Below are 11,172 nucleotides of genomic sequence, written 5' to 3' on the forward strand. Positions count from 1 at the left end.
GGAGAACCGAGGACCCATGGACAACCGCGACATCCCGCTCCGCTGGTACGGGGAGCGATACCCGAGCACCGACCAGGCCGGGATCTACCAGGTGCTGGCCGACCTGGACGAGCACTGTGCCGTCGTCGTCACCCCCGAGGGCATCGGAGCCGTCTCCGGCGGCTCGGTGGCCGCCGGGGGCGAGGGCCTGCCGCTGCTCGCCGCCGCCGCGCCGCTGCCCCCGCACCGGCTCGGCTCGGCCGCCTTCCTGGCCGCGCACGGCGTCCGGCAGCCGTACATGGCCGGCGCGATGGCGGGCGGGATCGCCTCGGCCGACCTGGTGATCGCCCTGGCCAGGGCGGGCTTCCTGGCCTCCTACGGCGCGGCCGGGCTGCTGCCCGAGACGATCGGGAAGGCGCTGGCCCGGTTCGCCGCCGAGGTCCCCGGGCTGCCGTACGCCGTCAACCTGATCCACAGCCCCAGCGAGGACCGGCTGGAGCGGGAGGCGGTGGAGCTGTTCCTGCGCCACGGGGTGCGCTGCGTGGAGGCCTCCGCCTTCATGGGCCTCACCCCGCACGTGGTCCGCTACCGGCTGGCCGGGCTGCGCCGGGACGCGGTCGGCCAGGTGGTGGCCGAGAACCGGCTGATCGCCAAGGTCTCCCGGGCCGAGACCGCCGAGCGCTTCATGCGCCCGGCCCCGGCCGCCCTGGTCACCACCCTGCTGGAGCAGGGCCTGATCACCGCCGAGCAGGCCGCGCTCGCACACCACGTCCCGCTGGCGGACGACATCACGGTGGAGGCCGACTCCGGTGGCCACACCGACCGGCGCCCGCTGCCGGCGCTGTTCCCGCCGATCCTGCGGCTGCGCGACACCGTGCAGCGCGAGCACCGCTACGCCGTGCCGATCCGGGTCGGCGCGGCCGGCGGGCTGGGCACGCCGGTGGCGGTGGCCGCGGCCTTCGCGATGGGCGCCGCGTACGTCGTCACCGGCTCGGTCAACCAGTCCTGCGTGGAGTCCGGGGCCTCCCCGGCCTCCAGGGCGCTGCTCGCCGAGGCCGGCATCGCCGACTGCGAGATGGCCCCGGCGGCCGACATGTTCGAGATGGGCGTGGAGCTCCAGGTGCTCAGGAAGGGCACCCTCTTCCCGATGCGGGCGCAGCGGCTGTACCAGCTCTACCAGGCCCACGACGGCCTGGAGGCGCTGCCCGCGGCCGAGCGGGGCAAGCTGGAGCAGCAGATCTTCCGGCGGCCGCTGGAGGACGTCTGGCAGGAGTGCGTGCGCCACTTCGAGCGGCGCGACCCCGAGCAGCTGGTCCGCGCGGCGGGCAACCCCAAGCGCCGGATGGCGCTGGTCTTCCGCTGGTACCTGGGGATGTCCTCGCGCTGGGCGGTCACCGGCGAGGCGGACCGCACCATGGACTACCAGATCTGGACCGGCCCGGCGATGGGCAGCTTCAACGACTGGGTGACCGGCAGCTACCTCAAGACCCCGGGCAACCGCAGGGTCGCCGAGGTGGCCCACCACCTGATGCGCGGCGCCGCCTTCCACACCCGGCTGGCCCAGCTGCGCAACGCCGGGGTGCACATCCCGGCGCCCGCCGCCGACTACCGCCCGGTGCCGCTGGAGGCCCCGGTCCTGGGCAGCTCGGCGGGCACCCGGTGAACGCCACCGCACCGGGCGCCGACCGGCCCGCCGCCCTCACCCCCGAGGCGCTGGAGCTGCTGCTCGGCGACCCGACCGACGCGGCCAACCCGTACGGCTTCGCGGCGGCCGTGGCCCGCGACGAGCACGACGAGTTCCCCGAGGACCTGTGCGAGGCGCTGCGCCGGGCCGACTTCCACCTCAACTACCTGCCCCGGGAGTGGGGCGGCACCTTCGAGTCCTTCGACCGCAGCCTGACCCTGGTGCGGGCCGCCGCCCGCCGGGACGTCAACGTGATGCCCGGCACCATGTTCAGCATCATCGCGGCGACCTGCCTGCAGCTGCACGGCAGCCAGGAGCAGCAGCGGCGGGCCGCGGAGATCCTGCGCCGCGGCGGCGCCGTGGCCTTCGCGCTGACCGAGGCGGAGCACGGCAGCGACCTGCTCGCGGGCGAGGTCCGGCTCTCCCCGGACGGGCTGCTCGACGGCGAGAAGTGGATGGTGGGCCTCGGCCACCGCTGCGAGGCGGTCTACGTGGTCGCCCGCACCGGTGAGCGCGGCCCGGGCGCCTTCTCGGCCGTGCTGCTGGAGCCGGCCGGGCTGCCCGCGGACCACTTCGCCCGTCTGCCGGCCCCCCGCACCGGCGGGATGCGCGGCATCGACTTCGCCCGGCTGCGCTTCACCGGCCTGCCGGTGCCCGAGGGGGCACTGGTCGGCCGGCGCGGCGAGGCGCTGGAGACGGCCGTCAAGGCCCAGCAGGCGGTCCGGCTGATGAGCATGGCCGGCAGCCTCGGGTGCGCCGACACCGCGGTGCGCCTGACCCTGGACTTCGCGCGGACCCGCCGGGTCGGCCGCACCGTCCTCACCCGGGCGCCGTACGCCCGCCGCGAGTTGGCGGTGGCCTCGGCGGCGCTGCTGGCCGCGGACGCGGTGGCGCTGTCCGCCGCGCGCGGGGTGCACGTGGTGCCGGAGGTGTTCAGCGTCTGGGGGCTGGCGGCCAAGCACGTGGTGGCCGACGCCTCGGACGACCTGATCCGGCGCTGCGCCTCGGTGCTCGCCACCCGCTCGGTGCTGCGCGACGGGCTGTTCCAGAAGGTCCAGCGCGACTCGGCGGTGGTGCGGGTGATCGACGCCAGCGCGCTGGCCAATCTGAAGTCCTTCGCCGGCCAGCTGCCCACCCTGGTCGAGCGGGCCGCCGAGCACGCCGGGCCCACCGAGGAGGCCGAGGCGCGGCTGCGGACGGTCTTCACGCTCGACGCGGAGCTGCCGCCGTACGTCCCGGCCCGGCTGGACCTCTTCGCCCGGGGCGCGGACCCGGTGCTGGACGGGCTGCCGCGGGCGGCCGCCGAGCCGGCGGCGGACCCGGCCGCGGCCGGCACCACCGCGCTGGTCGAGCAGTTGACCGAGGCGGTGGCCGGGCTCGGCGCGCGCTCCGCGGCGGCCCGGCGGCCCGGCGCCGACCCGAACGCGCTGGTGGACCTGGCCGAGCGGTACAGCTGGCTGCACGCCGCCGCCTGCTGCGTCCAGCTGTGGCGCGCCAACCGCCACCGCTCGCTGTACGGCACCGAGCCCGGCTCGACCGGCTGGCTGGGTGCGGTGCTCGGCTACCTGCTCGCCCGCGCGGACGGGACGGACCCCCGGCGGTACGGGTCCGTGCTGCTGCCCGCGCTCGACGCCGTCGCCGCGCTGCGCGACGGTGACCGGTTGTTCACCGCGCTGCCCGTCCGGCTCGCCGTCTCCCGAGAGGAATCCTGATGCCCAAGGCCGATCTGACCGCACTGGCGGCCAGGCTCGAAGCACATCTCGGCGACCCCCACGACCCGGGCAGCCGGATGCCGTTCACCGAGATCATGGAGCACGACGAGCGCGAGCAGTACCCGCACACCTTCGTCAACGACCTGCGCCGCTGGGGCGTGCCCGAGTACGCCCTGCCCGCCGCCCAGGGCGGCCGGGCGGGCGACGTGGAGGCCGAGTTCAACCTGGTGCGGCTGATCGCCCGCCGGGACCCGACCACCGCCACCGCGATGATCATCACCAACCTCGCCTTCATGCCGGTGTGGATCGGCGGCAGCGAGGAGCAGAAGCGGGCCGTGGTGGAGGCCGTCAGGCACGGTCTGCGGCTCTCCTGGGGGCTGTCCGAGCGCGGCCACGGCAGCGACCTGCTGGCGAACGGGATGACCGCCCGGAAGGTCGACGGCGGCTACCTGCTGACCGGCGGCAAGTGGCTGATCGGCAACGCCACCCGGTCCGACGGGATGTGCGTCTTCGCCCGGACCGGTGAGCGCGGCGGACCCGGCGGCTTCTCGATCTTCGTGCTGGAGAAGCGCCGGACGCCGGTCGGCTCGGTGGTCGAGCTGCCCGGCGAGCGGCTGCACGGCCTGCGCGCGATGGACATCAGCGGAATCGAGGTCGACGAGGTCTTCGTGCCCGACTCCGCCCTGGTCGGCACCGAGGGCCAGGGCCTGGAGATCGCGATCAAGGCCACCCAGACCGCCCGCGCGCAGATCAGCGGCATCGCGCTGTCGGCCGTCGACACCGGGCTGCGGCTCACCCTCGACTTCACCGAGGGCCGGGTGATCCTGGGCAAGGCGGTCAGCGACATCCCGTACAGCAGGCGCCAGTTGACCGAGGTCTTCGCGGATCTGATGGTCTGCGACGCGGTCAGCCTGGGCGCGGTGCGCGCGCTCCAGGTGGTGCCGCAGCAGGCCAGCGTCTGGTCGTCGGTGGCGAAGTACCTCGTGCCGACCGTACTGGAGCGGACCATGTCGCAGCTCAGCGTGGTGCTGGGCGCCCGGTTCTTCCTGCGCGGCCACCCGCACTACGGCGTCTACCAGAAGATGCTGCGCGACCTGCTGGTGGCCAACTTCGCCGACGGCAACACGGTGGTGAACCTGCGCAACCTCGGCAGCCAGCTGGAGGGCCTGCTGGCCTCGGCCACCGGGGCGGGCGAGGAGGCCCGGGCCGCCGCCGTCGAACGGGCGGCCGTGCTCTACGGGATCGACCGGGCCATGCCGCCCTACCGGCCCTGGGAGCAGGAGCTGCACAGCCGGGGCCTGGACGACGCGCTGCTCGCCGCACCGGACGGCCTGCGCCGGCTGCGGGCGCTGGCCGAGGAGGCCAAGGAGGAGGAGCGGGAGCGGCTGCTGCGGGCCGCCGCGGTGGCCGAGGATCTGCTCGCCCAGGCCGGTCCGCTGGCCGAGCGCAACGCCGCGCTGCGGGACGGACGAGGCCGGGAGTACGGGCAGTCGGCCGAACTCTTCGACCTGGCCAAGGAGTACTGCCTGCTGCACGCCGCGGCCGCCTGCGTGCTCACCTTCGTCCACTCGCACGGCGCCCTGGACGACCCGCTGCCGAGCGGCGCGCTGCTGCTGCTCCAGCTCGAACGGCTGCGCCGGCAGTGGTACCCGCACCAGGCGGTGACGGACCCGGGCGTGATCGACGAGGTGATGCGGGTGCTGCGCCACCTGTACCGGGAGAACCGGCTGTTCTCGCACTGGCAGTTCCCGCTCGCGGAGCGCACCGGTGACCTGTCCGCCGCCCGCGACTGACCACCGATCACCGATCACCGATGGCCGAGGACCGAGGAGCGAGCAACGTGGGGGAGGAGGCCGGTGCGACCAGGCGGTCGATCCGCTCCGACGCGGTCGACCTGTGGCTGCTGCCCGAGCACGCCGTGGCCGCCTTCGCCGCCGAACGGGGCGGGCTCGCGCTGCTCACCGACGAGGAACGGGCCCGGCACGAGCGGCTGCGCACCGCCGGCGCCCGGCGCCGCCACCTGGGCGCGCGGCTGCTCTGCCGCCACGCGCTCAGCGCCCGCACCGGCCGTCCGCCGGACGGCTGGCGGTTCCGGCTCGGCGAGTTCGGCCGGCCCGAGCCGGAGCCGGAGTGCGAGGGCGTCAGGTTCAACCTCTCGCACACCGACGGCCTCATCGCCTGCGTGGTCACCCAGGACCGCGCCTGCGGTGTGGACGTGGAGCGCGCGCCGGCCGACCCCGCGTCGGCCGGCCACCTCAGCCGCCACTTCGCCGCCGCCGAACGCGCGGAGCTGGCCGCCCTCGAACCCGCGGCGCGCCACGCCCGGCTGAGCGAGGTGTGGGTGCTGAAGGAGTCGTACCTCAAGGCCCTGGGCACCGGGATGACCCGGGGACTCGGCGGGTTCCGCTTCCGGGGGCCCGCAGCCGGCCGGATCACCGTCGAGGACTTCGAGCAGCCGGCGGGCGCCGGCGACCGCTGGTGGTTCGACCTGCTGCACCCCGGCCCGGAGCACGTCCTGGCCGTCGCCGTCGAGCACGGGCGCCCCGGCGCCCTGCGCCGTACCGAGCTTTCGCCCATCCCCACCGGACTGTGAAGGACACAGCCATGCCGCTGAACCCCACCCCCCGCGTCGCCGTCGTCGGTGCCGGTGTCGCCGGGATCTCCGCCGCCTACCACCTGCGTGAGCACGCCCGGATCACCGTCTTCGAGCGGGAGGACCGCCTCGGAGGCCACGCCAACACCGTCGAGGTCGAGGAGAACGGCCGGATCCTCGGCATCGACACGGCCTTCGTCGTCTTCAACCGCCCCGCCTACCCGAACATCTTCCGGTTCTTCGAGGAGCTGGGCGTGGGCGCCGTGCAGCACCTCGGCGGCTTCAACTTCTTCGACCTGGACAGCGGCCTGGAGTACGGCACCAACGAGCTGGAGTGGAGCGAGGAGGAGGTGGCGGCCAAGTACGGCGACAGGTACCCGCAGTTCCTCACGATCTGGCGTGAGGCCCACCGCTTCCACACCGAGGGGCGCAAGGACTTCGTGCGCAAGCTCGCCGACATCCCGCTGGGGGAGTACCTCGACCGCGGCGGCTACAGCGAGGAGTTCCGCCACTCCTACGTGATCCTGCTCGCCTCGGCGGTCTGGTCGGTGCCGGCCGAGCTCATCTGGGAGATGCCCGCCGCCACGGTGATCGCCTTCTTCCTGGGCCACGACGAGGGCGGCCTCGGCGGCCGCCGGGTCGACTGGCGCACCGTCAGCGGCGGGTCCGTCTCCTACGTCCGCAAGGCGATCGCCGCCATCGGCGCCGAGCTGCGCACGGCCGAGCCGGCCATCGGCATCCGCCAGGACGCCGACTCGGTCACGGTGACCACCGCGAGCGGCAGCGAGACCTTCGACTACGTGGTGCTCGGCGCCCACGCCGACGAGTCGCTCGCCCTGCTGGAGAACCCCAGTGAGCGCCAGCGCGAGGTGCTCACCCCGATCCGCTACAACGGCTCGCGGGTCATCCTGCACACCGACGCCTCGGTGATGCCGGGCGACCGCAGCCGCTGGGAGGCGTGGAACTACGGCAAGGTGGCGGTCGACGGCGGCGAGGCCCGCACCTACGTGGCGTACTACATGAACAAGCTGCACGGCTTCACCGCGGAGAAGGACTACTTCGTCACCCTGGACTATCCGGGCGAGGTCGACCCGGAGCGCGTGATCGCCGAGTTCCCGTACACCCACCCGATCATCGACGTGCGGGTGCGGGAGCTGCAGAAGGACATCTACCGGGTCAACGAGGGCACCCGGGTGAAGCTCTGCGGCTCCTACTTCCACTCCAAGGCGCTGCACTGGGACCAGATCGGCTCGCACGAGGCGGCCTACTCCTCCGGTATGGAGGCCGCGGCCCAGCTGCTGCGCGAGCTGCCGGGCCGGTGAGCCGCGACCGATCGGACACCCCGTCACCGGAGGAAGCGCCGGAGGAACCGGTGGAGGGGCCGACCCAGGAGCCGAAGACGCCGTCACTCGAAGGCTGGGACATCGCACGGGTCGGCGCGTTCGACGGGATCCGGTGGATTCCGTGGGGCCCCGACGGAAAAGCCCGTGCCAAGATCCTGGCCAGGGCGATGGTTACCACATCGCGCTGGTCGAGGGTCAGCCCGGATACCGGACCCGACCGCACGTCCACGAGCACGCCGAGTTCCTCTACGTGATCAGCGGGACCATGCGCAACCAGGGCGTGCCGATGGGCACCGGGGACGTCTTCGCGGCCTCGGCCGGCTCGGTGCACAGCGACTTCGTCGCCGACACCGAGGTGAGGTACCTCTCCATCTTCAGGCTCCCGCCCGGTACCGAGCTGCCCTCCGGCGGGAAGGCCTGACTCCCGTCCGGTTCCGCCCACCGCACCTCGACCAGTGTCACACTCCGATTCCGGTCCGCTCGGCGGCCGGTGCCGAAAGGCAGGTACGGGACATGGCTCTGTGGAACACCGTCCGAGGGGGAACGGTCCCCAGCGAGCGGCACCAGCAACTCACGTTCAGCCTGGTCGAGTTGTTGTGCCTGGGGCTGGGAGTCCACCCGGACGTCCACCCGGGTGAGGAGGAGCCGCCGCAGCACACCGAGAGCGAGCGGGTGGACGTCGAGGGGTGATGCCGGCGCCCGCCGCGCCCGCGGGGCGGGCGCTCAGCCGCCGTGCCGCACCGCGGACTCGTGCTCCTGGGCCATCCTGCGCAGCGCCAGCAGGGCCGGCTCCAGCAGGATCGTCAGCAGGACGGCTCGCTCGGCCTGTTCGAGCGAGTCGTCCGTGTTCTTCAGCTGGTCCAGGTCCAGTGCGGCGGTCTGCTGGGCGAGTTCCGCGTACGGGATCAGGGTGCGCCAGCTGAAGTCCGCGCCGAGCGAGCGCAGCGTCTCCAGGGTCTCGGCGATCACGCTCCGGGCAGGGGCGTGCTCCGAGAGCTGCCACCCCATCCGCTCCACCAGGGCGTCCACGTCGGACATGCCGGGCTCGTGGCCGGGCTCCTCGTCCTTGTCCACGGGCCTGGCGCCGAGCACGAGTCCGAGCACCTGGTGCACGTCGGCCTCGTGCTCGGAGACCGCGTTCAGCACCTCCCGGGTGGCGTTCACGCTCAGTCCGCGGATTCCGATCAGGGCTCTGATCAGCCGCAGTCGCCGCAGGTGCGCCTCGCTGTACTCGGCCTGGGTCGCGGAGGTGGCGCGGCCCGGGGGCAGGAGCCCCTCGCGCAGGTAGAACTTGATGGTCGCGTTCGGGACCCCGCTGCGGCGGGTCAACTCGGAGATTCGCAATTCGTCTTGTCCTCGGCTGGCATCGGCTACGGCCACACGGTCTCGATCTAGATACTGCCATGTCCCTTTCTGTAGATACTGCCACTCGCCAGGTGGGAGGGCGAGGGCTGCCGACAGAGGCGCGGCCGAGGCCGTCGACCGCGGGCGCGGGGACGCCGGGGGCGCTGATGGCGGGCACAGGCCGATGTGCGCCCGGGGGCCGGAAGTTGACGGTGCGCTCGACTAGTCATTGGGTACTGGCGCTGTCTAATATAGACACCGTCACTCACCAAGCATGAAGGCGGGCGTACGGTGCCAACTCTTCCCTGGACGATTCCGAATCCGGCCTCGCCGAACACGCAGGCGTTCGTCATGGCATCCCGCTTCGAGGTGCGGTCCTTCGCCGATGTGCCGCGCTTCTTCCTGAAGTCGTTGTCGGCGTGGCGCCAGGTCCGCTCCGCGCCGGGCGCGTTGGGCGCCTCGCTGATCGCCCAGCCGCTGAAGCGGACCTTCTTCACGCTCTCCGCGTGGGAGGGGCGTGACGCCCTCTACGCCTACGCCAGGACGGAGCCGCACCGCGGCATCATGAACGGCCTGCGCTCCACCATGCGGGACTCGACGTTCACCTTCTGGGAGGTGCCGGTGGAGGAGCTGCCGATCACCTGGGAGAACGCCAAGCGGCACCTCGCCGAGCAGGCACGGCTGGATGCCGCCGAGGGCGGCGCCGGCCGCTGACCCGGGCGGCCCTGCCGTCCTGCCCCCGCACTCCCGGCCCGGGGTCCCCCGCCCCGGGCCGGGGCGCGCCCCACCGGGCGCCAGCGCCCGGTGGCGACGCCCTCTGCTGTCCTCATCCAGCACGACCGCGCGTTCCGCGGAGGTCCCGCGGGACGGCCTCCAGTAAGGAGTGTCATGAGCACGACGAATAGTTCGGGTGGGGCCCTGCCACCCGCGGCCGGCAGCGGTCGCCACATCCCGGTCTGGCTGTCGATCGTCGCCTGCAGCGTGCCCATGTTCATGGTGGCGCTCGACAACCTGGTCGTGTCGACGGCGCTGCACACGCTCGCCGTCAAGCTCGACGCGGGCACCCAGGACCTCCAGTGGTTCGTCAACGCCTACGTGCTGAGCTTCGCCTGCCTGCTGCTCACCGGAGCCGCGCTGGGCGACCGCTTCGGCCGGCGGAAGATCTTCCTGGGCGGCATCGCCGTCTTCACGCTCGCCTCGATCGGCTGCGGGCTCTCCACGACCACGGACCAACTGATCTTCTGGCGGGTCGTCGAGGGCTTCGGTGCCTCCGCCGTGATGCCGCTCTCGATGACCCTGCTGGCCGCCGCCGTGCCGGCCAAGCGCCGCAGCCTGGCGCTCGGCCTCTGGTCCGCCTTCAGCGGCCTGGCCATCGCGCTGGGCCCGGTGGTCGGCGGCGCGGTGGTGGACGGCCTCGCCTGGCAGTGGATCTTCTGGATCAACGTGCCGGTCTGCGTCGTCGCCGTCCCGCTGGTGGTCTTCGCGTTGAAGGAGAGCAAGGTCCCCGACACCCACCTGGACCTGCTCGGCATGCTGCTGGCCACCGTCGGCCTGGTCGCCGTGGTCTGGGGCATCGTCAACGGCCAGCAGGACGGCTGGACGTCGGGCCGCATCCTGGGCGCCTTCATCGGCGGCGCGGTGCTGCTGGTCCTCTTCGTGCTCTGGCAGCTGCGCGCCGAGCACCCGCTGCTGCCGCTCAGCCTGTACCGCTCCCGGGCCTTCGTGCTGACCAACGTCGTCTCCGCCGGCATGTACTTCGGGGTCTTCGGCTCGATCTTCATGCTCTCCCAGTACCTCCAGGTCGCTCCGCACCGCACCCCCCTCCAGGCCGGTGTGCTCACCCTGACCTGGACCCTGATGCCGATGGTCATCGCGCCGGTCGCCGGGGCCGTCACCGACAAGGTGGGCGGCGGGCGCCTGATGGCGCTGGGCCTCTTCCTCCAGGCGGTGGGCCTCGCCTGGATCAACCTGGAGGCCACCGCGAACACCCCTTACTCCCACCTGGTCGGCGGGATGCTGCTCGGTGGCGCGGGCATGGGCTTCGTCTTCGCGCCCACAGCCTCCGTGGTGCTCGCCTCGGCCGGTCCGGAGCAGCAGGGCAAGGCCTCCGGGGCCAACGCCACCGTCCGGGAGATCGGCGGCGCGCTCGGCATCGCCGTCCTCAGCACGGTCTTCGCGCACAGCGGCAGCGCCCTCAGCCCGCAGACGTTCGTCGACGGGCTGCACCCGGCGACCTGGGTCGGCGTCGGCGTGGTGGTGTTCGGCGGACTCTGCGCCCTGGGCATCCCGCGCAGGCCGCGGCCCGTCGCGACCGCCGACACCGCCGCTGGCGGGGAGCCGGCCGACGGTCCGCGATCCGTGACCCCGACCTCGGTCTGATGCACTTCCCTCACCCGTCCGGTGAGGTGTGCCGGGCCCCGCGCGGCGGGCGGCACACCACACCCGGGGCGGTCGACCCCAGGGGGCCAGCGGGGGGCAAAACCCACACCGGCTCACATAAATGGTACGGGTCTAAGG

The 11,172-nt window shown here is 73.1% G+C and carries 10 protein-coding genes; 9 read left to right on the forward strand and 1 reads right to left on the reverse strand.

The annotated features are described in order from the left end of the window. The first annotated feature begins 16 nt into the window (after window positions 1-16). From ACFVWU_RS06660 to ACFVWU_RS06690, 7 genes are all read left to right on the forward strand, one after another. Window positions 17-1,642 carry a PfaD family polyunsaturated fatty acid/polyketide biosynthesis protein gene (locus ACFVWU_RS06660; protein WP_387616477.1) on the forward strand — a complete coding sequence of 542 codons (1,626 nt, stop codon included), beginning with the start codon at window positions 17-19 and terminating at the stop codon, window positions 1,640-1,642. After that, window positions 1,639-3,375, forward strand: coding sequence for an acyl-CoA dehydrogenase family protein (locus tag ACFVWU_RS06665; RefSeq protein WP_387616479.1), 1,737 nt, complete (start codon window positions 1,639-1,641; stop codon window positions 3,373-3,375). The genes ACFVWU_RS06660 and ACFVWU_RS06665 overlap by 4 nt, the downstream gene beginning before the upstream one ends. Continuing rightward, on the forward strand, window positions 3,375-5,168 hold the full coding sequence (locus ACFVWU_RS06670) for an acyl-CoA dehydrogenase family protein (RefSeq protein WP_387616481.1): 1,794 nt from the start codon (window positions 3,375-3,377) through the stop codon (window positions 5,166-5,168). The genes ACFVWU_RS06665 and ACFVWU_RS06670 overlap by 1 nt, the downstream gene beginning before the upstream one ends. 20 nt (window positions 5,169-5,188) lie before the next feature. Further along, window positions 5,189-5,968 carry a 4'-phosphopantetheinyl transferase family protein gene (locus ACFVWU_RS06675; RefSeq protein ID WP_387616483.1) on the forward strand — a complete coding sequence of 260 codons (780 nt, stop codon included), beginning with the start codon at window positions 5,189-5,191 and terminating at the stop codon, window positions 5,966-5,968. A gap of 11 nt (window positions 5,969-5,979) precedes the next feature. After that, window positions 5,980-7,290 carry an NAD(P)/FAD-dependent oxidoreductase gene (locus tag ACFVWU_RS06680; protein ID WP_387616485.1) on the forward strand — a complete coding sequence of 437 codons (1,311 nt, stop codon included), beginning with the start codon at window positions 5,980-5,982 and terminating at the stop codon, window positions 7,288-7,290. Window positions 7,291-7,432: 142 nt separating this feature from the next. Beyond that, window positions 7,433-7,732, forward strand: a complete 300-nt coding sequence (locus ACFVWU_RS06685) for a cupin domain-containing protein (protein ID WP_387616487.1) — start codon at window positions 7,433-7,435, stop codon at window positions 7,730-7,732. A gap of 92 nt (window positions 7,733-7,824) precedes the next feature. Further along, window positions 7,825-8,001 carry a hypothetical protein gene (locus ACFVWU_RS06690; protein WP_387616489.1) on the forward strand — a complete coding sequence of 59 codons (177 nt, stop codon included), beginning with the start codon at window positions 7,825-7,827 and terminating at the stop codon, window positions 7,999-8,001. 33 nt (window positions 8,002-8,034) lie between these two features. Here ACFVWU_RS06690 and ACFVWU_RS06695 read toward each other — a convergent pair whose 3' ends face one another. Then, window positions 8,035-8,655, reverse strand: a complete 621-nt coding sequence (locus tag ACFVWU_RS06695; RefSeq protein WP_387616491.1) for a MerR family transcriptional regulator — start codon at window positions 8,653-8,655, stop codon at window positions 8,035-8,037. Between the two features lie 291 nt (window positions 8,656-8,946). On the opposite strand from ACFVWU_RS06695, the gene ACFVWU_RS06700 reads away from it, so the two are divergent. Both ACFVWU_RS06700 and ACFVWU_RS06705 read left to right on the forward strand, forming a co-directional pair. Then, a complete protein-coding gene (locus tag ACFVWU_RS06700) occupies window positions 8,947-9,369 on the forward strand; it encodes a DUF3291 domain-containing protein (protein WP_387616492.1) in 423 nt (140 codons plus the stop codon). 174 nt (window positions 9,370-9,543) lie between these two features. Next, window positions 9,544-11,034 (forward strand): DHA2 family efflux MFS transporter permease subunit, encoded by a 1,491-nt coding sequence (locus ACFVWU_RS06705; RefSeq protein ID WP_387616494.1) that lies wholly within the window; start codon window positions 9,544-9,546, stop codon window positions 11,032-11,034. Window positions 11,035-11,172 lie beyond the last annotated feature (138 nt).

It is taken from the genome of Kitasatospora sp. NPDC058190 (genome assembly GCF_042883685.1).
Taxonomy (GTDB): Bacteria; Actinomycetota; Actinomycetes; order Streptomycetales; family Streptomycetaceae; genus Kitasatospora.

Coding starts and splice junctions, on each gene's coding strand:
- ACFVWU_RS06660 (WP_387616477.1), top strand. CDS start 17: ATGGACAACCGCGACATCCCGCTCCGCTGGTACGGGGAGCGATACCCG.
- ACFVWU_RS06670 (WP_387616481.1), top strand. CDS start 3,375: ATGCCCAAGGCCGATCTGACCGCACTGGCGGCCAGGCTCGAAGCACAT.
- ACFVWU_RS06675 (WP_387616483.1), top strand. CDS start 5,189: ATGGCCGAGGACCGAGGAGCGAGCAACGTGGGGGAGGAGGCCGGTGCG.
- ACFVWU_RS06680 (WP_387616485.1), top strand. CDS start 5,980: ATGCCGCTGAACCCCACCCCCCGCGTCGCCGTCGTCGGTGCCGGTGTC.
- ACFVWU_RS06690 (WP_387616489.1), top strand. CDS start 7,825: ATGGCTCTGTGGAACACCGTCCGAGGGGGAACGGTCCCCAGCGAGCGG.
- ACFVWU_RS06705 (WP_387616494.1), top strand. CDS start 9,544: ATGAGCACGACGAATAGTTCGGGTGGGGCCCTGCCACCCGCGGCCGGC.